The sequence below is a fragment of the Catenovulum maritimum genome, assembly GCF_001050375.1.
In the GTDB taxonomy this organism is placed as follows: domain Bacteria; phylum Pseudomonadota; class Gammaproteobacteria; order Enterobacterales; family Alteromonadaceae; genus Catenovulum; species Catenovulum maritimum.
The window spans coordinates 158659-182534 of the sequence record NZ_KQ130484.1 but is presented as its reverse complement, the minus strand read 5'-3'; the positions used below and the strand labels follow the sequence as shown (position 1 = coordinate 182534).

The following is a 23876-nucleotide window of genomic DNA, read 5'->3' as shown; positions in this document are numbered from 1 at the left end:
TTTATGAATGCAAGAATTGCCCAATGGAGTGGCTTAGCCACAGTATTGATTTTGATTCTGTTTTGGATAATCTCAGTATGGTGGAGCTCTGAACCAGAAATTGTCGATATCACTGAAATAGCACAACCACATCAAGAAGTGACTGGCTATCCAACGACTAGCGCACTGATATTTGTTGCTGAAACTTTACTGAATAAACCAGGTGGCTACTTAGCCAATGATAAACTCCCGCCTTCTGTATTCATGGACAATATGCCTGCATGGGAGTTTGGCGCATTAGAACAAGTAAGAGATCTTGCTCTTGCTATGAGAAAAGACTTTAGTCGCTCCCAATCCCAATCTCAAGAAGATATAGATTTAAAGGTCGCTCAACCTCAATTTAACATAGACCATTACAGCTGGGCTTGGCCTAGTGCAGAAGGTGAATATCAACAAGCGATAAATGCTTTAAAACGATATAGAACGCGACTGACAGATGAAAATCAAGCTGATGGTCAATTTTACTCAAGAGCAGATAACCTCAAAGATTGGCTTAAAGAAGTAGAGAAACGCTTAGGTTCAACATCACAAAAACTAAGCTCGAGCGTCGGTAAAAATTCACTCAATATCAATTTGGCTGGTGATATAAACGCAAACCAATCTACCATAACTCCGATGCAAACTATGGTTAAAACAAGTTGGTGGAAAATTGATGATGTATTTTTTGAAGCACGAGGTACCTGCTGGGCTTTATTGCATTTCTTGAAAGCCATCGAAAAAGATTTTGCCAGCGTATTAGCTAAGAAAAATGCGACGGTGAGCTTACAACAAATTATCCGGGAGCTAGAGGCAACACAAGAAACAGTTTGGAGCCCTATGATACTAAATGGTGATGGCTTTGGGTTTTTAGCTAATCACAGCCTAGTGATGGCTAACTATGTTTCTAGAGCAAACGCCGCATTAATTGAATTAAGAGAGCTGTTGTCTCAAGGTTAAACTTAACCCTTTCTTATTTAATCTAGCTAAATACTTTAGGCTAACGACTCAGGTTAGCCTAAAGCTAGATTACTAACGAACAATCAAGACTAATAAAATTGTTCAGGTGTCATAGCTAATCTTTGGTCTAGTTTACGACTAAATTCTACTAAATGGTGGCTATGACCAGCTTGATTAGCAAGGTTGATTTCTTCAAATGGATCTATAACTAAATCATATAACTCTTGGTCTCCATTTTTAAACCGAATATATCGATAATCACCAAAACGAATCGTATGATTACCTTCACCATAAGTACTTAAAACCGCTTTATTCCAATCATTTTCTGGTTGTTTTAACACTGGTGTTAAATCAAAGCCATATATATGCTTAGGGCGTTTTAAACCAGCAAGCGAAACTATGGTTGGGTATATATCCTGCAAACTCGCACCACTTAAGGTTCTTTGCCCCGTGCTAGCACCCATGAATCTAGGATCTAGAATAATCAAATTAGAATGAGTTGATGCTTCCCATAAGGTGGTTTTTCCTTTGCGGTTTTTATCGCCAAGGTGATAACCATGATCGCTCCATAAAACCACCACTGTATTATCTTTCTCTGGGTTATTCTCTATCGCATCAACTAAAACACCAATGCTTTCATCGGCGAACGCTGTTGTTGCTAAATAAGCTTGAAACATGGCTTTCCAGCCATTTATATCTCCATTTTCTCCATCTAACGTTAATCCGTGCTTTATCAATTTATCAAATCGAGTGTTAGTCGTGATTTTCTTCCCTGTTGTAGATAGATCGGCTAAATCTTGAGATAGCCAGTTAAGCAACTCTCTATCAATTGACATTTCCTCTTGAGGGAACCTATCTAGATATTTTTGTTCTACGATCCAAGGCATATGAGGAGCAAAGATTCCAGCAGCCAAAAACCAAGGTTTCCCTTTTGGGCGTTGTGTCGTAATTAACTCACCTTTGGTATTTTTTAAGCTCGCCTTCCCGTAAAGCAGCATATTCGCAACATAGCTAGCATTAATATAATCATTTGAAAGTTTAGCTGGCACATTATGGCTGCCAAACTTAGTAAAATTCGGTCCACCTGGTGGCCAATACTTAGAGATTACTACTTTTTTCTTATCGCCTTTAGCTGTTTGACCACCCGTTCCTGAATGCACTTCAATCCAGTTACTCCAAGAATATGTTTGATCTGCCCATTCACTAAAATACCCATTATGCTTTTCTGAGCGACCTTTATGGAAAACCTTTCCTGCCCCTGCTGTGTAATAGCCATTTTGCTTTAAATATTGTGGAAGTGTGACAACATACTGCAAATTATCATATAAGCGGAAATGTTTATCGTGTTGATAATAACCTGATACATGTGCAGATACACCTGTTAGCAATGCAGTTCGTGAAGGCCCGCATAAAGGTGATGCCGTATAAGCACGTTCAAAGGTAAGAGATTTTTGAGCAAGTCTATTAAGATTAGGGGTTAATTTATCTATTATTTTCTTACGCAACTTATCATCAGGGTAAACTTTGCGAAGAAAACTATCAGGCACTTGACCCATTGGAGTATTGAAGACGTTTAAATCATCAACAGCAATAAACAAAAAGTTAGGTTTAGGTAAATTGTCATCACTGTAAGCAGTGGGCAAAAATATAGTCAGTAAAATAACTAAGCTGGTAGCAAAATACTTTACCGCTTGATACAAATTAGATGTAAGCATAGATAGGTTCTTTCAATTAAATATATCCAGCTAATATGGATATATCCAAGCCGCATTTAATTTCCCAAAGCTTAAAGCTAAGCTCAAGTCAAAGCGACTCGGTATACAAGGTTAGCGGCTGATAGATAAAAAGGCTAACCTTGCTATTTAATCAATCAACCACCGGTTACGGGAGGGAAAAAAGCGACTTCATCTCCCGCTTTAACGATAAATTCTGAACCAACCATAGTTTGATTCACTGCAGATAACACATTTGACTGAGACAAGGATTTCGCCCAACTGGGGTTAAGCTCAACCAGTTTTTGTTTCAATGCTTGAACACTGATTGAGTCGAACTCCAACTCCACACCTGCTGAATTTAAATCTTCTTTTAACTTGGCAAAGAATAAAACTTTAATCATTAAGCTGTCTCCCTTTGCCAATCACCAGTTTTACCACCTGCTTTCGTGAGTACTTTAATACCAGTTATCTCCATTTCAGGATCTACCGCTTTACACATATCAAACAGAGTTAATGCCGCAACTGATGCAGCTGTTAAGGCTTCCATTTCAACCCCAGTTTGTCCAGCAAGTTTACATAAGGTTTCAATTCGAACACGTTTATTTACAAGTTCAACGTCAAAGTCAACTTGTACTTTCGATAGCATTAACGGATGACATAAAGGAATCAGGTCCGAACACTTTTTAGCTGCTTGTATGCCTGCAATTCTGGCCACTGCAAACACATCCCCTTTAGCATGACCACCAGATTGGATTAGCTCGAGAGTAGCCTCTGACATGTATATATAAGCTTCAGCTGTCGCCGTTCTTGCGGTAATAGATTTGGCGCTAACATCAACCATGTTAGCTTCACCTTGAGAATTTAAGTGAGTTAATGCCATTTTAACCTCTTGATTTACAAGCTTGAACCGAAGATTTTTTTAAATGAGGTACAAAATTACATGGTCCTGTCGACGCGTCGATTTGAGATTTAATAATCTCATTCCAACCTGTTTTACACGCCCCAGTCGAACCAGGTAAGCAAAAAACAACCACATTATTTGCTAATCCAGCTAGCGCTCTAGATTGAATCGTTGATGTGCCTATATCCGGCAATGAAACTTGTCTAAACAGCTCACCAAAACCTTCAACTGTTTTATCAAATAATGGCTTCACTGCTTCAGGTGTACTGTCTCTTCCCGTAAATCCAGTTCCACCCGTTGTGATCACAACTTGTATATCTTCAGAAGCTATCCATTTCGACATTTCAGCTCTAATTTGATAAATGTCATCTATCACAATGCATCTATCTGAAATATTGTGCCCTGCTTGTGTTAAAGCATCTACCAAGTACTGACCCGAAGTATCTGTTTCTAAAGTACGAGTATCAGAAATCGTCATGACTGCAACATTAAGCGGTTGGAAGGCTTGTTTTTCTTTATGGGCCATTATTGCTCCTTGGTATTATTCATAAACTGGGTTAAAAATGATTGCCATTGCTCTGGAGTGTTAACGTTTATTAGCATTTCTGCGCGATTCGTTATTGGCAAAGTTTGGCCATTCATTTGTTTGAATACAGCATTAATTGAACGAGATGACTGCCGCTCAGACTTTAAAATTTCATCAACAATATTACTTAACTGAGAGATGTCTGCAAAATATGCAGGCAACCAAGTAGAATCAAAACAACAGGAAACTTTATGGTGTTGCCCAAAATTAAGTAGTTCGATCAATGCCTTGGTATCTAAAGCTGGCATGTCGACAGGTAAAACAAGTAGATCTTCGGCATCTGGGTAGGCATGACAAAAAGCTTGAATACCAGCAAGCGGCCCTAACCCAGACTCTAGGTCGTTAAGCTGATCTTTTTCCTTACCACTAATAATGACTTTTTCGATCCCCGCTTCATTTAAAAGCGATTTTTTGATTTCAAGTAGGTTTTTATCTCCGAGCTTTAACTCAGCTTTATCTTGTCCCATACGGGTAGATAAACCACCCGCTAAAATGAGTCCGTATGTTGCCACTTGGTTAGCCTCCAATCATAGCTAGATGTTTTGTTATGCCTGTTTCGCCATCTTGTAATAAATGACTCGCCGTTTTTTGTCTCAATGCTTGCTGCAAACTTGTGGTAAATTCATCTAGTTGCTCATCACTTTGCAGTAAAGGTCTAAAATCAATTCCTTCCTCTGTAAACAAGCAAAGATGTAATTTGGCTAACGCACTTATTCTTAGACGATTACATGTTTGGCAGAAATCTTTACTATAAGGCATGATTAGACCAATTCGTCCTTGATAATCGGGATGGAAAAATTCTTGCGCGGGTCCTGCGTCTTTTTTACGAATAACACTAGACCAGCTATCATCGAGTAATTGTTTTTTTAAGTCTTCACCCTTAACATGATTCTGTTTAAAAAAGTTAAGGTTATCCCCTGTTTGCATTAATTCAATAAAACGTAAAGTGTAAGGTTTATCTCTCATCCAATTTAGGTAATCGGTAAATTCGCTCGCATTAAATGCTTTCATCAAAACCGCATTTATTTTGATATCTTTAATGCCTAGTTGGTGAGCTTTATCTAAACCACGTAAAATGCTAGTTAATTTATCATGACCTGTGATAAGTCTGAACACATCGGGCTTTAAGCTATCAATACTGACATTAAGCGCGTCTAATCCTGCTTCGACCCATTGCTCAATTTTGTGCTCTAAATTATAACCATTCGTCGTAATTGCGACCTTATTAATGCCAGGAATACTTTTACAAGTTTTAATAATTAAGGGTAAGTCTTTACGAAGTGCCGGTTCTCCACCTGTAATACGTATTTTACTCGTACCTAAGCGAGCAAAACCTGTCACTAAACGGCGGATCTCTTCAACAGAAAGGAAGTTTCTTTCAGAATCACACTGATAGCCGTCTGGTAAGCAGTAATTACATTTAAAATTACAGACGTCAGTGATCGATAAGCGCAAATAATGAAATTCACGCCCTAATTTATCTTTTAACATTAAACACCTTTCCAAGTAAGGGAGGCTAAATCAATTTCTGATTGAACCCTGGCTAGTTAATACATGATTCACTAGCGGCCAAACAACCATATCAAACTGACAACTTATGCAAGACTTAGGCGGAGAAGCTCGGAGTTTTAAATTTTTTTAATTCAATAACAGAATTAAAATCGTAGTCAAATTATGCCAGCATCTCTAAAACGTTTCACTATATCTTTATTAAGATTCATTGATCTAAATCGTATTTTGGCAATCAAACATGCCGTCCTTTAGCTAAGCGTTTATTTTTTATGCTAAAAATAAGGCTTTCATTAAAATTTTCGTGAAGTGCAGCACAAAGAGACGTTAGGATTATAAAATTTTAATGAATTTACTAATTTCAACTTGTCATATTTCAATTTGTAAACTACTGTAAAACCAATGCCTTCAAACGTGGTCTTTTTGACATGTCTGTTTGCAGTACACTTGGAAATTAAAATCTTTGGAGATAAAACAATGATGAAACGAAGTAGTAACAAAGGTTTCACCCTAATTGAATTAATGATTGTTGTTGCAATCATAGGTATTTTAGCCGCGGTTGCAGTACCGGCTTACAATGACTATATTGAGTCAGCTAAAAGCTCTGAGCTTTCAAAAGCAGCAGAAGCGCTTAAGCCACCAGTAACAGCTTGTATGATGGTACAAGATGCTGCAGGCGGTGATACAGCTATTGATAACTGTGATTCAGGTTCAAACAATATCCCTGCGGCTGTAACAGGTCAAGCAGCAGGTGCAAGTTCACGTATTATTTGTACTAACGTAGTTGGTAATAACACGGGTTCTGTTGATATTATTGTTGAAGGTGATTTAGACCAAGACGGTACTTCAGACACTAGCTACCGCATAACAGGTGATATCGACGCAGGTGGTCGCGGTATTACTTGGACAGAAGTAGCGAATGATACAGCAGCTGATTCTTGCGCTGTTGGCTAGAGATAAAGATATTATTTAAAAGGCGAACTTAAGTTCGCCTTTTTTATTTCACAAAGATAATAAAATTAGGTTATGCTAGAAACACTTATCTTTTTTTTCACAAGTTATTAAAGCAATGGCAGCATTAGATTTTCGTTTATTCTCAGGTAATATTGTAAGCGAAGAGCAACTAGATAAACTCACTCAGCAAGACATAAAGACAGATATTGAAGCAATTCAATTTATCGCTAAGTCAAAATGGTTTACTGAAGAAGAAATGCTGCAAAAGATTTCTGACCGCTTCCACACCCCCGCAATTGACGTCAAAGTCATTGATGTAAAAGCCATTCCAGCTAATATACTCAAAGAAAAGCTGTCACATAAACACAATGTACTACCTGTTTTTTTGCGTGGCAGAACCTTATTTTTAGCAACAGTGAATCCGGCTGCTTTAGGTGCATTAGAAGACTTCCAATTCAGTACAGGCTTTAATGTCGAATACGTTGTTGCTGAAGCGACTAAATTACAAAGAGCAATAGAATTAGCCTACGAGAGTGAAGAAGCACAACTAAATTTATCTGATTTTGATGATGATGAATTAACAGGCGTTGAAGTATCAGCAGAAGAAGAAAGTGAAGAAAATGCACCGCCTGATAAAGACGATGCCCCGATTGTCGTCTACATCAATAAAATCTTATTAGACGCAATTAAAAAAGGCGCTTCCGATTTACACTTTGAGCCTTACGAAAAAAAATATAGAATCCGATTTCGAGTTGACGGCATCTTAAAAGAAGTTGCAGCTCCACCTGTAAGCTTAACCACCAGAATTGCAGCGAGATTAAAAGTTATGTCAAGGCTAGACATAGCGGAAAAACGCAAACCGCAAGATGGGCGGATTAAGCTTAAAATATCGAGTAAAAAATCAATCGATTTCCGAGTATCCACTCTTCCTACCCTGTGGGGGGAAAAAATTGTAATGCGGATACTTGATTCATCTAGCGCCATGTTAGGTATAGATGTACTTGGCTACGAACAAGACCAAAAAAAGTTATATCTTGAAGCGCTATCTAAACCGCAAGGCATGATATTAGTTACAGGTCCAACGGGTAGTGGTAAAACTGTCTCCCTCTACACAGGTTTAAATATCTTAAATACAGATGAAAGAAATATATCTACCGCGGAAGATCCCGTCGAGATAAATTTAGAAGGTATTAACCAAGTACAAATTTCAGCCCGGGCAGGATTAACCTTTGCCGAAGCACTTCGCTCATTTTTAAGACAAGATCCTGATATTGTCATGGTTGGTGAGATTCGAGATTTAGAGACTGCCGAAATTGCAATCAAAGCAGCGCAAACAGGTCACTTAGTCTTATCTACCCTACATACAAACTCTGCTGCGGAAACCCTCACTCGTTTACTTAATATGGGTGTCCCTAGCTTTAATATCGCAAGCTCAGTCAGTTTAATCATTGCTCAACGACTAGCTCGTCGTTTATGTTCTCACTGTAAAAAAGCCGTAGATGTATTACCAACTGAAAAAGAGCTGGTAGATTTTGGTTTTACTCAAGCACAACTGAGTGGTTTAACTTTATATGAGCCTGTTGGCTGTGATTTATGCACCAACGGATATAAAGGCCGTGTCGGTATTTATGAAGTTATGAAAATAAGCCAAGATATGGCAAGTATTATCATGAAAGAAGGTAACTCAATTGACATTACTAAGCAGGCAGAAAAAGAAAATATTGATAGTCTAAGACTATCTGGGATAAAAAAAGCAATTTCTGGCATGACAAGCATTGGTGAAGTAAGTCGTGTTACGAGTTATTAGCGAACGAGTTCAAACACTTTAGATTTTAAACTGGCACTTATGCCATTACGTTTTAAACTGTATATAACAATTTCTTACTATAAGCTTTATTAAGGATAATCCATGGCCGTGTCTAAAACTAAAAAAACTAAAGTCGTGGAGCAAGATGTATTTACATGGAAAGGCGTTAATCGCAAAGGCAGCAAAATTAGCGGTGAAATATCAGCAAACACTGCAGCTTTAGCTCGTCAGCAATTAAAATCACAAGGTATCAACCCCACTAGCCTGAAGAAAAAACCCAAACCATTATTCGGCAGCGCTGGCAAAAGAATTCAGAACAAAGACATAGCTGTTGCAACCCGACAATTAGCCACTATGCTAGGCGCAGGTGTTCCCCTGGTTCAATCTGTAGAATTGATCGCTAAAGGCAATGAAAACCCAAGAATGAGACTGCTACTTTCTGAAATCGGTAATGGCATTCAATCTGGCGCACCGCTTAACGAAGTTTTAAGGCAACACCCTGAACATTTTGACGATTTATACTGTGATTTAGTCATGGCTGGTGAACAGTCTGGTGCACTTGAAGGTATATATGACAGAATTGCCACCTATAAAGAAAAATCCGAAGCGCTCAAATCTAAAATAAAAAAAGCGATGACCTACCCGATTGCCGTACTGGCGATAGCAGGCATAGTAACTGTTATCTTACTAATCTTTGTTGTACCTCAATTTGAAGAAATATTCTCTAGCTTTGGCGCAGAGCTGCCTGCATTCACCCGAATGATAATTGCAATGTCTGAAGGGCTTCAAGCTCACGGCCCTAAAATAGCAGCGGTTGGTGCAGTCGCGGTCGCTCTTTTTGTCAAAGCTCACAAAAAATCTAAAAAACTTAGAGACCAAGTGGATGCTTATTTATTAAAACTACCTGTATTTGGCTTAATACTAAACAAAGCAGCGCTTGCTCGATTTTCAAGAACTTTAGCAACTACTTTCTCTGCAGGTGTGCCATTAATTGAAGCCCTTGATTCAGCGGCTGGCGCATCTGGTAATGCGGTTTATCGCAAAGCCATTTTTAATATCAAAGCAGAAGTCTCTTCGGGTATGCAAATGAATGTCGCCATGAGAAATACTAAACTCTTCCCTGATATGGTTACCCAAATGGTCCAAATAGGCGAAGAGTCTGGTGCAATTGATGACATGCTGAATAAAGTTGCTTCTGTTTATGAACAAGAAGTTGATGATGCAGTAGACGGCTTATCAGCACTAATAGAACCTATGATAATGGCCGTTTTAGGGGTTGTTATAGGTGGTCTTATCATAGGTATGTACTTACCTATATTCCAAATGGGTAAAATAGTTAACTAAATTATGTTTGAGAATTTAATCAGTGTATTTGAAAGTAACCAATGGGTTTGGTTGGCTAGTGTTTTTGTTTTTAGCTTATTAGTTGGTAGTTTCCTAAACGTCGTTATCTACCGCTTGCCTATCATGCTTGAAAGAGATTGGCGAAAAGAATGTGAAGAATTACTTGCGGATGAATTAAAAGGCAAAAAAATTAAACCGGCTGACAATGAAAATTTTAATTTAATTGTACCTAACTCTACTTGTCCAAAATGTAAAAAGGCGATCAAACCTTGGCAAAACATTCCAGTATTAAGCTGGTTATTTTTACGGGGTAAATGTGCTAATTGTCAAAATCCGATTTCAATTCGCTATCCAATTATGGAGTTACTTACCGCGACATTAGGGCTTTGGGCCGCATATTATTATGGCGTCAGCAGCTTAACTTTATGGGCACTGATTTTTACTTTCATCCTAATTTCACTCTGCTTTATTGACCTAGATACCATGTTACTACCAGATCAACTAACCTTAGGTTTACTCTGGCTTGGCTTACTCGTAAATATTAACCATTCCTTTGTCAGCTTAGAAGATGCTGTAATAGGGGCGGCCCTCGGTTATATGTCATTATGGAGCGTTTTCCAGTTATTTAAGCTCATAACTGGAAAAGAAGGGATGGGATTTGGTGACTTTAAATTACTTGCAGCACTAGGAGCTTGGATGGGCTGGCAAGCCTTGCCCGTCATCATTATTCTATCATCTTTAGTTGGAGCGGTAATTGGTATTGCCATGCTAAAATTACAACAAAAGGACTCTCAGCAAGCGATTCCATTTGGACCTTACTTAGCGGTTGCAGGTTTAATTGCATTTTATTGGCGCTCAGATATCACCCAGTATTACTTACAAACCTGGGTTTACTAATGTCTGAACTAATAATTGGCTTAACCGGTGGTATCGGCAGTGGAAAAACGACAGTTTCAAATATTTTTAAACAATTTGAAATTGAAGTGATTGATGCGGACATTATTGCACGAGAAGTTGTTGAACCTGGAATGCCTGCTTACCAAGAGATACTCGCTCGTTATGGTGAATCTATTCTGAATAAAGATTCCAACCTTGACAGGACAAAGCTAAGAAAGATTGTATTTGATGATGAAAAAGAAAAATTATGGTTAAACCAACTGACTCATCCACAAATTCGTAATCAACTAAAATTACAAAGCCAGCATGCCAAATCACCGTACTGCCTGTTATCTATCCCCCTTCTACTAGAGAATCAGCTGGAGTATTTAGTTGATCGCATCCTAGTGATAGATTGTGAGGAAGAAACTCAAATAACTAGAGCCGCTACCCGAGATAATTCAACGCCAGAGCAAATATCTAAAATAATGAATGCTCAAATCAATAGAAAATCTAGACTGGCGGCAGCTGATGAGGTCATCAATACAGACGTAAGCTTTGAACTTGTATCGCAAAAATGTGCTGATTTACATCAATTTTATTTAATATTAGCCAAATCTTCGCCACTGAGTTAAGCTAGTTAATAAAATATTAACTGAAACTTACAATTATAATTAGAGACCATGTCGGACATTTTGTACGAATTCCCATTAAATGAAAAAATTCGCACTTATTTGCGAGTTGAATCACTATTAAAACGTTTGAAACATCAAATGGGACAAACTGACGAATGGGCTTTATTGGACTATTTAAATGCATTGTTTGCAGTGCTAGATATAGTCGAACGTGGCGATCTAAAATCAGATCTACTTAAAGATTTAGAAAAGCACGAGAAACAATTAGTCGCTTGGTCCCAACATCCAGGAATTAATAATCAAGCGTTGCAAGATTTACTTCAAACTGTCATTCAAATGTCGACTAAACTCACTTCAAGTAACCGAATAGGTCAGAGTTTGCGAGACGATAAATTCTTAGGTTCTATCAAGCAAAGATTCTCGATTCCAGGTGGTAGCTGTTGCTTCGACTTACCTCACCTACATCAATGGATGTATCAAGATACCCAAAAAATCATTTCAGATCAGTCTGCATGGTTAAATGAATTGAACGTGCTATCAACCGTGATAGAGCTAGATCTGAAAATGATCAGAGAACGAGGTCAACCAAGTTCTCAAGTCGCTGTTTCAGGTTTATATCAGGACACGGTTGAAAATGTAGAGTTAATTCAAATTTCATTACCAATTGATTCAAATGTTTACCCAACTGTCAGCGGTCACAAACATAGATTCGCAATTCGCTTTATGGAGAACTTTAGCGAACATGGTAAAGCTAGCTGTACTGATTCAATCGAATTTAAATTAGCGACCTGTTAAATTAGCTAAAACTTCGTTTAGGAACAATTTAAGATGCCTGCCGTAAACTGCCCAACTTGTAAAAAAGCCATTGAATGGTCAACGGATAATAAATTTAGACCTTTTTGCTGTGAACGTTGTAAATTAATTGATTTAGGTGAATGGGCTAGTGAAAACAGAGTAATCAAAGGGCAAACGCCTAAAGGGTTACCGCCCGAACTAGCGCAACAATTAGAAAACTTCGACGAATTTGATTTAGGTGAGAACGATTTTTTCCACGAGTGATCTGACTCAATAAAGTGCCCATAAAATTAGCCTGCTTATTTCTCTATACACAAAGCAGTAAACCCTTTGTTAATAAACTTGGATTAGAGATTTACGCAGCAATTAGCATCGAACATAAACACTCAGCAATCCAGAGCTGAGTTTAAATATAATACTCAGCAAATATCCCTATCAATACGATTAACCCAGCATAGTGACTCTGTAGGAATGATTTAAAACACGCCGACCGCTCTCGTAATCTGATTTGGTATTGTTGATAGCAAAAAAGTGCACCTGCAAGAATTAAAGAAAGGAAAAAATAGTCCTTAAAGTTTGAAAATATGCCAGCGAAATACCATAAAATTAAAGAAGCAATTTGAAGCAAAAATATGATCAACCTGTCGTACTGACCGAACAAAATTGCAGTAGATTTAACCCCAATTTCTAAATCATCTTCACGGTCCACCATGGCATAAATCGTATCATAGGCAACAGTCCAAGTTAGGTTAGCGAAATAGAGCAACCAAACCACTTTGTCAAAGTGCCCTGTCACAGCAACATAAGCCATAGGAATCGACCAACTAAACGCAGCGCCCAAGACAAATTGTGGTAAATAAGTAAACCGCTTCATAAAAGGATATAAAGAGGCTAATAATAGAGCGACTAAAGATAATAAAATCGTTTGCCAATTTAAAAATAAAACTAACACTAAGGCACAGGCAATCAACAAACAAAATAAACTTAAAGCCTCGTTACTTGTAACAGTGCCTGCTGCTAAAGGTCTATTTTTAGTCCGCTCAACATGGCCATCAACTTTCCTATCCGCGAAATCATTAATAACACAGCCAGCGGAACGCATAACAAATACACCAGCAATAAAAATAAATAAAATAGAGAGTGCAGGTTTCCCTTCTGCTGCAATCCACAAAGACCATAAAGTTGGCCACAAGAGTAAATAAGTCCCAACGGGTTTGTCTGTTCTCATTAGCTGCAAATATGCAGCTCGCTTATCCGCATTAAAAAAATCTAACTTAAACATGATATAAAAAACTATCTGGTAAAAAAACTTCAGTGACAACTAAAGGAAAACTATCTAAGGAAAATTGCGATCGTCTGCCAAATAAATCGTGATTAAAAGAAATAGCTAAATTATTTTCGACAAATCGATAAACAGGTGAATGAGATGCGAACTTAGCAACCTGAATATTATCTCGTTTCATATTGGGCTGGCTGAACAATGCTTCACCCAATGGCTGATGCCCTAACTCAGATAAAAACTGGTTTCCATGTTCTAGGGTGCGTTTTGGGATTTGTGTATGTGCATATACCCAAGGTTTGTTATCACAGTATAAAATGACTTCACGGATTAAACTATCTTCACTATTTTCTGTGTCAGAACTGAATTGAGGTAACTCTGCTTTTGAGAAAGTATCTTGTCCAAGCAAGACAAGCTCAAATTCAGTACACAAATTTTTTAATTTTTTTGTTAATGAAGAATCATCGTACAACCAAGATTCTAGCTTTTCAGAGGTTTGGACACGATTTTGCCAACAGGCTTTGTTCCCAATTGGAAATTCCAGCACAAAAATATTTCCTTAAGGATTTTTCGGTCATAATAACAGTTAATTTGCCGATAAATAAGTACCCTCCACGAACAATAGAAATATTATCAAGTGAGAGGATATAATTTATTGAATTACCCTGATATATTGCTGATAATTAAACAATTGGCTAAGCGCTGTTTCAGCGATATATTCAACAAACTTAAAGGCCTGTTACCTATGTGGAAAAAAAGCTTAGCGGCGTTATTTTTTAGTAGTTTATTATCTTTACAAAACGCTGTGGCGAACCAAGATACTTTTGCATACTTTGGTTTTGAGCCAGATATTATTACGAATTACATAACGACCAAGAAAAAACCTGGCTATGTCCGAATCACGATCGAACTCATGTTGTTAGATGCATCTTATATAGACGTAGTAGAGCATCACTCTCCATTACTAAGAGACGCCTTAGTCGAGATTATAGGAAAAGAACCAGAAGAAAAAATAAAATCGCTAACTGGCAGAGAAGAAGTTAGAAAAAAATGTGCAGATAAAATAAAACTACTACTGAAAAAAGAAACAGGCCAAGTATTGATTAGAGATCTTCTGTTTACAAATTACATATACCACTAAAGCTTAACTTGGCTTTTTAATGGGCTCAAAATAGGCAAATAGAATACCAGCTACAAGTCCCCCAATATGGGCCCAATTTGCGACTTTAATGCCAAAAGGTTCAATAAAGCCCAATAAAATCAGAGCAGATGAGCTCCAAAAAACGACATCGGGAAAATAAACATACTCTAAATTTTTCCTTTTACCTGCGAGCCAAACATAAGACAAAACACCACAAACCACGCCAGATAAGCCGATGAAGGCACTTGTTGTGAAACTAGCTTCGAGCAAATGAGCCAGCAAAGCGGCAAACAGACTTAATCCCAATAAAAATGATACTTTTCTTTCGGTTTCTAAATGACCGATTAGCCACAACCACAAACCTAAATTCATGAGTAAATGCAGCCAATCCCCATGCATTAACGCGGGGGTCACTAACCTGTATATTTGATAAAGCTCAATTTGATGTAAATAAGTTGGAAAACTTAAATAGTGATATAACCACGGATGAAAACCAATGAGTTGTAAAATGAAAATAAAAACCAGTAGGCTAGATGATAACTTAGTAAACCAGCCTGAGCGTCGCCAAAATCTAACTAGGCCATGTTGCTTGTGCTGAGTATAATGGGTTTCGAAGTCATCAATTTGGCTACGCTGCCAAGATGCTCCCATATATTTTTCATCTAAGGGATTGGATAAAAATTCAGAAATTAACTGCTCTGCCCTAGCGAATTTTTGTTTATCCGCAATACAAATCGTAAAACCAGAGCTATCTCGACTTATCTCATTCTCAACCTGATTGACAAATAAATAATCCGAAACGGTTTTTGCAGCCCTGATATCAGAAAAAGTGACAATTTTTGTCATCGGCCTCACTCAACTTGAGTAAGGATAGCTTTTACGCCAAGCTTCAAAACCACCGTCCATGCTATAAACCTCTTCAAAGCCTTGACCTATCATATACTGAGCAGCCCCTTGGCTTGAAACACCATGATAGCAAACAACGACAACAGGCTGTTCAAACTCAACCTCTTGCATAAAGTCTTGGATAGTCGCATTAGTCAAATGATAAGCACCTTCAATATGAGCAGCCTGAAAAGATTGTTCATCCCGTATATCGACGATGACGAGCTTATCCAACCCCTCTGAAACCTGTTCGCAACTAATATGTTTAAATTCTGACATGAAGTAAATCTTTGAGTTAAAAGTAGGTTTAGTTTACTTTAAACCTACCTTAACACAAACAACAAAAAGCATTAATGAATTAAATCCCCTCGAACCGCTTGGAAAATATCTGCAAATGAAGGCATTTCTTCTATTGATATATTCAGTTTTAACTTTCTGGCTATGTCACTTGCAGAAATCAGCCCTCTAATATGGTGGTTAGCCTGATCAACCACAAGGCAATGCTGTACACCATTTCGCTTTAACGTATGGACTAAATCTCCAATGGTAGATTTTTCTATATCTTCAAAAGAAAGTGCGCGGATTAAATGCCTAGGCGTCATTAAAGTACTAGCCGACACTTCACTTCTCGGGTAACCATTAGCAACCAATTTAGTAACGTTTTGCGCTGCAATATCATCAAAGCTAATTAAACCAACAAACTCTTTATCCCGATCGACAACCAACTTCATCTTCACATGAGATCTTTTCATGTCTTTTGCGACATCTTGAGCAGAGGTATGACTATCTATCATTAAAGGTTTATGTTTTTTAAAATCTGTGAATATAGCCAAAGCTGCAGATTTTAGATTAATTTCTTCAAATTCTTCTGGTTGAACTAGATGGTCTGAATGTTCTAATGGTGATAGTGCTAAATTTTTCATAAATAGCCCCTCATGGACAGTTAATTAACCTTAAGTCACTTGAACTGTAATTCGATTTTTAGTGACTAAATATAACTATAGACTAGATATATTAATGAGGAGAAATTTAAAAAATTTTATTTAGCAGCTAAATGCTCAGAAAGTAAAAGCTTGTAATTATCACTAGTGGAAAATAAAGTTTCAGACTCAAACCATGATTTTGCGGCGTTCAAATCTTGGTCTAAAATTCGCTTAAACAACTTTTTTGCTTGGTCTGATTCTAATTGTGCCAAGCTAATATACTTAGGTAATTCAGCAGGATGATGCAAATAAATAGAAAAGAGCACTTCATCATAGATCTTATCAATCACCCCATCTCCAATCTGTTCTGCAATCAGCTCCAAAGTATAGTTTTTATATTGTTTAACTAAATGTTGTACTACCTCAATTTGCAGTAAATTTAAGTTATTTTTTAATTCATTTCGTTGAAACGCTTTGTTAATCAAGGTAGCTGGAGATTCAACAACCCACTCTTCCAGATAAGATGAGAATACTTGGTCCGAATTAGATTGATGTAGCTGTAATAATCTTTGCCATGAATAAAGTTTAGGCATTTTTTCAGCTAAACGTTCATTCAAAGCTCTCTGCTCTTCCGAAATATGTTTCGAGTGAGCTGAATTCTTTTTTTCTTTCCCTTCTGTCTTCTCTGTATCTTCAACTAAAAGAGGCTGAATTATTTTGTAAGAAATAACAACAAAGGCGACCAAGAATATAATAGTGTTGATTTTAGGCATTCATGCATCCAAAAAAATATACAACCCAATAAAAATAGCTTAAATAACTTTCCAGCTCAAATCTTTATCCGTTTCTTTCATTTTGCTTAACTTCTTGCCATAAGGCTTCCATAGCCTCTAGCGACAAAGAATTTAAATCATACTGCTTAGCTTCAGCTAGCTGCTCAAGCGATCTGAAACGAGTTTCAAATTTAGAGTTTGCTTTACGCATTGTAGTTTCGGCATCCAGTTTCAAATGTCGATTTATATTGGTTAATGCAAACATCAAATCACCCAATTCTGCTTCAACTAGACTTGCGTCTATTGTTTCTTGCTCCAACTCATGCTCAAGCTCTGCTATTTCTTCTTTGACCTTAGCTAAAGCTTGAGAAACATTTGGCCAATCGAAACCTACATGGGCACAACGTTTTTGTAGTTTAATTGCTCGACTTAAAGCCGGTAAACTTTGTGGAATATTATCTAAGGTGCTAAGGCGGACATTTGCATTACTTTTGCTTTCTCTTTCTTTTGCTTTCTCTGTCTCCCAGTTCGCTTTAATTTCCGCTTCAGTTGAAAGTATTTCGTCGGCGAACACATGTGGGTGTCTTCTAATTAATTTTTCACATATACCAGAGATAATATCCTGCATATCAAATTTTTCTTGCTCTTTACCTAGCTGAGCATAAAAAATCACCTGGAATAATAAATCACCGAGTTCTAATTTTAATTCGTCATAATCTTCTCTCTCAATCGCATCTGCAACCTCATAGGCCTCTTCTAATGTATGCGAGATCACGGAAGAAAATGTTTGTTTTAAATCCCATGGACAGCCAGTTTCAGGATCTCGTAAAGCCTTCATAATTTCAATTAAATCATCTAACTGATAACTAGATTTCAACTGCATTCTTAATCCTCAACCTTTAATAAAATTTAGCTGCGCTGGTATCACCTTCACTGGGCTCATTATAAAAAAAGCCACTTAGTGGCTTTTAAAATGAGTATTTACTGGCTATTTAGTGCAACCTTTTTGCTTCAAAAACATCAGGCAACTGGCCCAACTTATTCAACACCTTAGTTAAACCATCTAAGTTTGGTACTGACATATCTATATCTATACCCGCCTGTTGTTTTTCTTCGTCTGAATGGCTTCGAACCCCGAGAACATAAGCTTTCTCATTTGCAAGTATGGTCGTAATATCGCGTAATAAACCGGTTCTATCCATAGCGGTAACCCTAACTGTCACTCGATATCCCTCAGAGCTAGAACCAGCCCATTCAACATCAACCACTCTTTCTGGGTGCTGATCTAACATTTGACTAAGTTGATCACAGTCACCTCTGTGTACTGATATACCTTTGCCATGCGTAATATAGCCTGTGATATTATCGCCTTTAATTGGCTGACAACATTGAGCCGTGTAAGTCAGTAAGTTACCGACGCCTTGAACGATAATCCCTTGAGCATTCCCTGTCTGCTTAGGTTGACTCAACTTACGATTAAACACTCGCTCATCAATTTCTAATTGCGCTTTTTGCTGACGACTTTGAATAAAGTTAATGATCTGACTAGAGCTAACATCCCCACCGCCAATCGCAGCAATTAAGTCATCAAGTGTATGCATGTTAAAACGGCTAATAGCAGGCTCAACTTGCTCTAAAGTTAATCCTGAGCGCTTCAATTCTGCATCGAGAATCTCGCGACCTTCAGCTAAATTTTTCTCTTTGTCCTGCTGTTTAAACCAGTGATGAACCTTGGCTCTAGCGCGGCTTGAATTTAGATAACCTAAATTAGCATTCAACCAATCTCGTTTAGGATTAGGTTCTTTCGAGGTTAAGATTTCTACTTGATCGCCATTTTGCAGTACATACGCGAAAGGAACAATACGGCCAGATACTTTTGCCCCAACACAACAATGCCCGACATTACTATGAATATAATATGCAAAATCAAGCGGTGTTGAGCCCTGAGGTAGATCAATCACATCACCCTTAGGCGAAAAAACATAAACTCTATCTTCAAAAACCTGACTTCTTAATTCATCCAGTAGATTATCATCACCGTTAACATCTTCTTGCCATTGCAGCAGTTTTCTTAACCAGTTTATCTTTTCTTGATAACCATCTTCTTTTCCTGTCGCAGTCCCTTCTTTATAACGCCAATGAGCTGCAACCCCAAGTTCAGATTCCTCATGCATTTGGGTCGTTCTAATTTGCACTTCAACAGTTTTGCCTTCTGGACCAATAACAACCGTATGTATTGACTGATAGCCATTTGGTTTAGGTGCTGAGATATAATCATCAAATTCTCGTGATATCGGCCGCCATTTCATATGAATAGCGCCCATAGCAGCATAGCAAGCAGGAATGCTATCAACTAAAATTCGAACAGCGCGAATATCAAATAGTCGCTCAAAACTAAGCTCTTTCTTCTGCATTTTTTTCCAAATGCTATAAATGTGCTTAGGTCGTCCAAATACTTCGCCTTTAATATTAAATGTATTTAATTGATCATCAACTTGAGCAACAAATTCACGAATATATTTAGCCCTGTCTTTTCGCTTCTCATCCAACATACCTGCAATTTTTTTGTAGGTTTCAGGGTGCTGATAACGAAAACAATAGTCCTCAATTTCCCATTTTATTTGGCCAATACCCAGCCTATTCGCTAAAGGAGCATATATGGTAGCCGCTTCTTTGGCGGTTAGTACTCGCGTTTCTTCATCCGCATTTTTAGCTAATCTTAATTCAATAATACAAACCGCAAGCTTAATCACCACAGCTCGAACATCTTCTACCATAGCCAACAACATACGGCGTATATTGTCTATTTGGTCTGGCGGCAGTTCGCCTCTTTTTTGGGTGTGTAACATACGAATTGCTGCCATTTGTTCAATACCATGAACCAAGGCAAATACAGCTGGCGATGAAAACTCAATAATTTGTGCTTCTGTAACTAATTCCCTTTGCCAATATGGATATAAAATAGCTGCGGTTAACGTTTCAGCGTCCATATTTAGGGTATTAAGAATTTCGACTAACTCACGAGATATACTAATTAATAGTGGATTGTTATCCAATGTACAGATGAAATCATGTGCAGCATTAACCGCACTTTTTCTATCTTCATCAGAAAACGCCAAGGTGGCTAACCAACTAGCTTGGCTAAGTGATTCAGTATGTAAATCGTGAGAGCGTCGAACAGAAACCATAGGTTACCTATTTATTTGACTCAATTTTATTATTTTGTAAATAAAGCTATTGTTTCTACATGAGCCGTGTGTGGAAACATATCTATTAATGAGATTTTGTCAATTTGGTAGCCAGCAGCAAGTAAATATTGACTATCTCGAACCAAGGAATTAGGTTCGCATGCAATATAAAGCACTTTTTCAGCACGCCATTCTGTACTGTTTTTACAAATTGATTCCGCTCCGGTGCGGGAAGGATCTAGCACAATTTTATTAAAGTCATGCCAGTGGTAATCGTTTTTTAACTCAGTCTGATTCAGATCTTGCTGAAAAAATTCGACATTTTCAAGTTGATTTTGCTTAGCATTTAATTTTGCTTTTGTAACCATTTCGGCTACCCCTTCAATACCAACCAATTTTTTTACTTGTTGAGCTATAGGTAAAGAAAAATTACCAAGACCGCAAAACAAGTCTAAAACCATGTCTGTACTGGTTAATTCTAACCATTCTAATGCTAACTCAAGCATAGTAATATTTAAAGCAGAATTGATTTGCACAAAATCATTCAACCCGTAAGAAAGCTTTAGTTTGTCGAATGTATAAAAAAGTTCATTTTCTTCAAACTTTTCATGCATGCATATCGGCGCGTCTTCATTTAGCTGAACAAACAAAATACAATCAAACTTTTGCAACAAGGCTTTAATCGCTTGTATTTCATCACTGACTAAATTTTGGGTAAGTTTTAACAGGCAAATTTTATGCTTAGAAACTAGGTTAAACTCAATATGGCTTATATACTTTTTATGCTTTATCAAATTGAGTTGTGCACTAAGTTCGCTCAACACTAGATTAAACGCCTCAGGTAAAACTTCACAACGATCAACTTCTATAATATTTTTGCTAGCAAATTCGCGGTAACCTATATGTAACTTGTCTTTTTTTCCTTCATACCAAGTTGCGAGGCGAGCTCTATTTCTGTAATGCCATTCATTACCCTGAATAGCAGGCTGCCAATTCAGCTTAGTGACTCTATTTTTTTTAAATAATTCAGTGACAAAAGCCTGTTTTTCTAAGATTTGAGCTTGGCTATCTAAATGTTGGAGCTGACAACCACCGCAGTTTTCAATCCATTTGCACTTCGGCGTCACCCTAGTGTTTGAACGCACTAAAACTTTTAACAGCCTAGCTTCTAAGAAATGTTTTTTCGCTGTTGTAACTAAAGCAATGACCTTCTCATTTGGCAAGCCTCCAGTCACAAAAACAACTTTACCTTGGTAGCGTCCAACGCCTCGGCCATGGTGATCTAAACTATTTAAATCTAATTCGATTTTATAAGGTTGAAACTGTCGCTTAGTGGTTTTGGTGGAGCTAAAGAGTTGGACCATAGTAATAACCAGAAGTCTTAGATTAAGATTAAGAATAAGCTAAATATGAATTATAAAGGAAAAACAAGATAATAAGTAAGAAATTGGTGGACGCTACTGGGCTCGAACCAGTGACCCTCGCCTTGTAAGGGCGATGCTCTCCCAACTGAGCTAAGCGTCCACTATAGTGTGTAACAGGGATGATTTAAAGTGGTGGACGCTACTGGGCTCGAACCAGTGACCCTCGCCTTGTAAGGGCGATGCTCTCCCAACTGAGCTAAGCGTCCACTTTAAATCAACAACAGTCAGTGCCGTTGTGTGGTGCGCATTATAGACATGCCGACACAGCTGTCAACAAAAAAGTTTAAAAAACTTTTAAATGATTAAAAATCCCCCAAAATGTACAAATTTTAAGTTATTTTAAACTTTTATAGAGCTTTAGCTTAATTCTACATAGGCAGAACCCACTTGGATTGCTAAAATATTTCGCATTCAAAGCAATATCATAAAAACTCTTTGTTTAAGTGATACAACAATTTATTTTCTGGAATAGCATTAAATGACGATTAAAACTCGATTTGCTCCAAGCCCAACCGGCTATTTACATGTAGGCGGTGCAAGAACCGCTTTATATTCTTGGTTATATGCCCAAGCGAACCAAGGCGAATTCGTCCTTAGAATTGAAGACACAGATTTAGAACGCTCAACTCAAGCAGCTATTGATGCCATTATGGATGGTATGAATTGGTTAAACCTAACTTGGAATGAGGGTCCGTACTACCAAACTAAAAGATTCGATCGTTACAAAGCGTTAATCCAACAACTCATAGATGAAGGTAAAGCCTATAAATGTTTTACTTCTATGGAAGAGCTAGATGCATTAAGAGAAGCGCAAATGGCTGCCGGCGAAAAACCAAGATATGATGGTAAATGGCGAGATGTACCAGAATCAGAACACCCACAAGATCAACCTTATGTAATTAGGTTTAAAAACCCAACAGAAGGTAGCGTTGTTTTTGTTGATGAAGTCAGAGGTAAAATAGAAGTCGAAAATAGTGAGTTGGATGATCTTATCATTCTGCGCACAGATGGCTCACCTACTTATAACTTTTGTGTTGTCGTTGATGATTGGGATATGGGGATCACTCATGTTGTTCGTGGTGAAGACCATATTAATAATACGCCACGTCAAATTAATATTCTAAAAGCATTAAATGCTCCTATCCCAACTTATGCTCATGTCTCTATGATTTTAGGTGACGATGGTAAAAAATTATCTAAGCGTCATGGTGCAGTAAGTGTTATGCAATATAGAGATGACGGCTACTTGCCTGAAGCTGTATTAAATTATCTAGTTCGCCTGGGTTGGTCGCACGGAGATCAAGAAGTCTTTTCAATAGAAGAAATGAAACAGTTCTTTAGTTTAGAAGCGATCAACAAAGCGGCTTCTGCATTTAATACAGATAAACTGATTTGGTTAAATCAACATTACTTAAAGACATTACCTGTAGAACAAGTTAAATCTTACTTAACTTGGCATTTAACTGATCAAAAATTAGACATCTCAAACGGACCGGCAATTGAAGATGTGATTAAAGCTCAAGCTGATCGCGTTAAAACGTTAAAAGAGCTAGTTGAAATATCTCGCTACTTCTATGAAGATTTCTCAGAGTTTGACGCCAATGCGGCGAAAAAGCACTTACGTCCTGTCGCTAAAGACGCTTTAATCTTAGTTAAACAAAAATTATCTGAAATTTCTGATTGGACGCCTGAAAACATTCAGCAAGCGATTAATGATACAGCGACCGAATTAGAGCTAGGTATGGGTAAAGTCGGTATGCCTTTAAGAGTAGCAGCAACTGGTGCAGGCAATTCACCATCTTTAGATGTTACTTTATCGTTAATAGGACAAGAAAAAAGCGTTAACAGAATAGAGCAAGCAATAAATTTTATAATTAATCGCGAAAACTCTTAATTTTTTTGTTGACATGGATAAGCGAGGTGCATAGAATGCGCCCCGCGTTGAGGGAACAAGAAATTTTATTTCTAGTTAACTTAATTAATGTAGCTTAGAGCAGTATTTATAAGTAGCATGAAACGGATTATTCAGGGGCTATAGCTCAGCTGGGAGAGCGCTTCGCTGGCAGCGAAGAGGTCAGCGGTTCGATCCCGCTTAGCTCCACCAGATTGAATAATTTGTCGCAATTCTTTATGTGTATAGCCTTGAGCACATATAGTCTTATTTTT

Annotated in this window: 25 protein-coding genes, 3 tRNA genes and 1 riboswitch; of the genes, 11 read left to right on the top strand and 17 right to left on the bottom strand. The window is 37.7% G+C overall.

Features of this window, described 5'->3' with window-relative positions; translation table 11 throughout:
• Positions 1-3: 3 nt before the first annotated feature.
• Complete coding sequence (locus tag XM47_RS04990) at positions 4-975, top strand: DUF2333 family protein (protein ID WP_149865452.1); 972 nt, start codon at positions 4-6, stop codon at positions 973-975.
• A gap of 89 nt (positions 976-1064) precedes the next feature.
• Here the strand turns inward: XM47_RS04990 and XM47_RS04985 are convergent, their stop codons facing one another.
• The 6 genes from XM47_RS04985 to moaA form a co-directional block, all read right to left on the bottom strand.
• A complete protein-coding gene (locus XM47_RS04985) occupies positions 1065-2690 on the bottom strand; it encodes a sulfatase (RefSeq protein WP_048690388.1) in 1626 nt (541 codons plus the stop codon).
• 155 nt (positions 2691-2845) lie between these two features.
• On the bottom strand, positions 2846-3091 hold the full coding sequence (locus XM47_RS04980) for a MoaD/ThiS family protein (RefSeq protein WP_048690386.1): 246 nt from the start codon (positions 3089-3091) through the stop codon (positions 2846-2848).
• Entirely contained in the window at positions 3091-3570 is a 480-nt protein-coding gene (gene moaC, locus XM47_RS04975; RefSeq protein WP_048690384.1) for a cyclic pyranopterin monophosphate synthase MoaC, read from the bottom strand. Before moaC ends, XM47_RS04980 begins: the two co-directional genes overlap by 1 nt.
• Before the next feature lies 1 nt (position 3571).
• Entirely contained in the window at positions 3572-4117 is a 546-nt protein-coding gene (moaB, locus tag XM47_RS04970; RefSeq protein WP_048690382.1) for a molybdenum cofactor biosynthesis protein B, read from the bottom strand.
• A complete protein-coding gene (gene mobA / locus XM47_RS04965) occupies positions 4117-4689 on the bottom strand; it encodes a molybdenum cofactor guanylyltransferase (RefSeq protein WP_149865451.1) in 573 nt (190 codons plus the stop codon). Before mobA ends, moaB begins: the two co-directional genes overlap by 1 nt.
• Before the next feature lie 4 nt (positions 4690-4693).
• Positions 4694-5668: a GTP 3',8-cyclase MoaA gene (gene moaA / locus XM47_RS04960; RefSeq protein WP_048690379.1), complete on the bottom strand. Its 975-nt coding sequence runs from the start codon at positions 5666-5668 to the stop codon at positions 4694-4696.
• A riboswitch (molybdenum cofactor riboswitch) is annotated at positions 5657-5815 on the bottom strand. Its footprint overlaps the gene before it by 12 nt.
• 348 nt (positions 5816-6163) lie before the next feature.
• On the opposite strand from moaA, the gene XM47_RS19440 reads away from it, so the two are divergent.
• The 7 genes from XM47_RS19440 (at position 6164) to yacG (ending at position 12361) form a co-directional block, all read left to right on the top strand.
• Positions 6164-6640 (top strand): pilin, encoded by a 477-nt coding sequence (locus XM47_RS19440; RefSeq protein WP_281175790.1) that lies wholly within the window; start codon positions 6164-6166, stop codon positions 6638-6640.
• A gap of 115 nt (positions 6641-6755) precedes the next feature.
• Positions 6756-8447 carry a type IV-A pilus assembly ATPase PilB gene (gene pilB / locus XM47_RS04950; protein ID WP_048690377.1) on the top strand — a complete coding sequence of 564 codons (1692 nt, stop codon included), beginning with the start codon at positions 6756-6758 and terminating at the stop codon, positions 8445-8447.
• A 102-nt stretch (positions 8448-8549) separates the two neighbouring features.
• Entirely contained in the window at positions 8550-9791 is a 1242-nt protein-coding gene (locus XM47_RS04945; protein ID WP_048690374.1) for a type II secretion system F family protein, read from the top strand.
• Between the two features lie 3 nt (positions 9792-9794).
• Complete coding sequence (locus XM47_RS04940) at positions 9795-10688, top strand: prepilin peptidase (RefSeq protein ID WP_048690368.1); 894 nt, start codon at positions 9795-9797, stop codon at positions 10686-10688.
• The gene (coaE, locus tag XM47_RS04935) at positions 10688-11302 is read left to right on the top strand and encodes a dephospho-CoA kinase (protein WP_048690367.1); all 615 of its coding nucleotides are present in this window, start codon (positions 10688-10690) and stop codon (positions 11300-11302) included. The genes XM47_RS04940 and coaE overlap by 1 nt, the downstream gene beginning before the upstream one ends.
• A 48-nt stretch (positions 11303-11350) precedes the next feature.
• Entirely contained in the window at positions 11351-12097 is a 747-nt protein-coding gene (gene zapD, locus XM47_RS04930) for a cell division protein ZapD (protein WP_048690365.1), read from the top strand.
• 33 nt (positions 12098-12130) lie between these two features.
• Positions 12131-12361 (top strand): DNA gyrase inhibitor YacG, encoded by a 231-nt coding sequence (yacG, locus tag XM47_RS04925; RefSeq protein ID WP_048690363.1) that lies wholly within the window; start codon positions 12131-12133, stop codon positions 12359-12361.
• A gap of 142 nt (positions 12362-12503) precedes the next feature.
• Here yacG and ubiA read toward each other — a convergent pair whose 3' ends face one another.
• The gene (gene ubiA, locus XM47_RS04920) at positions 12504-13379 is read right to left on the bottom strand and encodes a 4-hydroxybenzoate octaprenyltransferase (RefSeq protein ID WP_048690361.1); all 876 of its coding nucleotides are present in this window, start codon (positions 13377-13379) and stop codon (positions 12504-12506) included.
• Positions 13372-13923: a chorismate--pyruvate lyase family protein gene (locus tag XM47_RS04915; RefSeq protein WP_048690360.1), complete on the bottom strand. Its 552-nt coding sequence runs from the start codon at positions 13921-13923 to the stop codon at positions 13372-13374. Before XM47_RS04915 ends, ubiA begins: the two co-directional genes overlap by 8 nt.
• A gap of 198 nt (positions 13924-14121) precedes the next feature.
• On the opposite strand from XM47_RS04915, the gene XM47_RS04910 reads away from it, so the two are divergent.
• Positions 14122-14517, top strand: coding sequence for a flagellar basal body-associated protein FliL (locus tag XM47_RS04910; RefSeq protein WP_048690535.1), 396 nt, complete (start codon positions 14122-14124; stop codon positions 14515-14517).
• 3 nt (positions 14518-14520) lie between these two features.
• Here the strand turns inward: XM47_RS04910 and XM47_RS04905 are convergent, their stop codons facing one another.
• The 9 genes from XM47_RS04905 to XM47_RS04865 all read right to left on the bottom strand — a co-directional run bounded on the left by XM47_RS04905 (position 14521) and on the right by XM47_RS04865 (position 21916).
• On the bottom strand, positions 14521-15363 hold the full coding sequence (locus tag XM47_RS04905; RefSeq protein ID WP_048690358.1) for a rhomboid family intramembrane serine protease: 843 nt from the start codon (positions 15361-15363) through the stop codon (positions 14521-14523).
• Between the two features lie 9 nt (positions 15364-15372).
• Positions 15373-15681 carry a thiosulfate sulfurtransferase GlpE gene (gene glpE / locus XM47_RS04900; RefSeq protein ID WP_048690356.1) on the bottom strand — a complete coding sequence of 103 codons (309 nt, stop codon included), beginning with the start codon at positions 15679-15681 and terminating at the stop codon, positions 15373-15375.
• 71 nt (positions 15682-15752) lie between these two features.
• Complete coding sequence (locus XM47_RS04895) at positions 15753-16325, bottom strand: CBS domain-containing protein (RefSeq protein WP_048690354.1); 573 nt, start codon at positions 16323-16325, stop codon at positions 15753-15755.
• A 116-nt stretch (positions 16326-16441) separates the two neighbouring features.
• A complete protein-coding gene (locus XM47_RS04890) occupies positions 16442-17098 on the bottom strand; it encodes a hypothetical protein (protein WP_048690353.1) in 657 nt (218 codons plus the stop codon).
• A 64-nt stretch (positions 17099-17162) separates the two neighbouring features.
• On the bottom strand, positions 17163-17981 hold the full coding sequence (gene mazG, locus XM47_RS04885) for a nucleoside triphosphate pyrophosphohydrolase (protein ID WP_048690351.1): 819 nt from the start codon (positions 17979-17981) through the stop codon (positions 17163-17165).
• A gap of 109 nt (positions 17982-18090) precedes the next feature.
• Positions 18091-20286 carry a GTP diphosphokinase gene (gene relA, locus XM47_RS04880; RefSeq protein ID WP_048690350.1) on the bottom strand — a complete coding sequence of 732 codons (2196 nt, stop codon included), beginning with the start codon at positions 20284-20286 and terminating at the stop codon, positions 18091-18093.
• A gap of 29 nt (positions 20287-20315) precedes the next feature.
• Positions 20316-21650, bottom strand: a complete 1335-nt coding sequence (gene rlmD / locus XM47_RS04875; protein WP_048690349.1) for a 23S rRNA (uracil(1939)-C(5))-methyltransferase RlmD — start codon at positions 21648-21650, stop codon at positions 20316-20318.
• Between the two features lie 84 nt (positions 21651-21734).
• Positions 21735-21810 (bottom strand) — tRNA-Val (locus tag XM47_RS04870).
• Positions 21811-21840: 30 nt separating this feature from the next.
• Positions 21841-21916: transfer RNA gene (locus tag XM47_RS04865), tRNA-Val, on the bottom strand.
• Positions 21917-22188: 272 nt separating this feature from the next.
• Here XM47_RS04865 and gltX point away from each other — a divergent pair.
• Together gltX and XM47_RS04855 are read left to right on the top strand one after the other, a co-directional pair.
• The gene (gene gltX / locus XM47_RS04860; RefSeq protein WP_048690347.1) at positions 22189-23604 is read left to right on the top strand and encodes a glutamate--tRNA ligase; all 1416 of its coding nucleotides are present in this window, start codon (positions 22189-22191) and stop codon (positions 23602-23604) included.
• A gap of 134 nt (positions 23605-23738) precedes the next feature.
• Positions 23739-23814 (top strand) — tRNA-Ala (locus XM47_RS04855).
• Positions 23815-23876 lie beyond the last annotated feature (62 nt).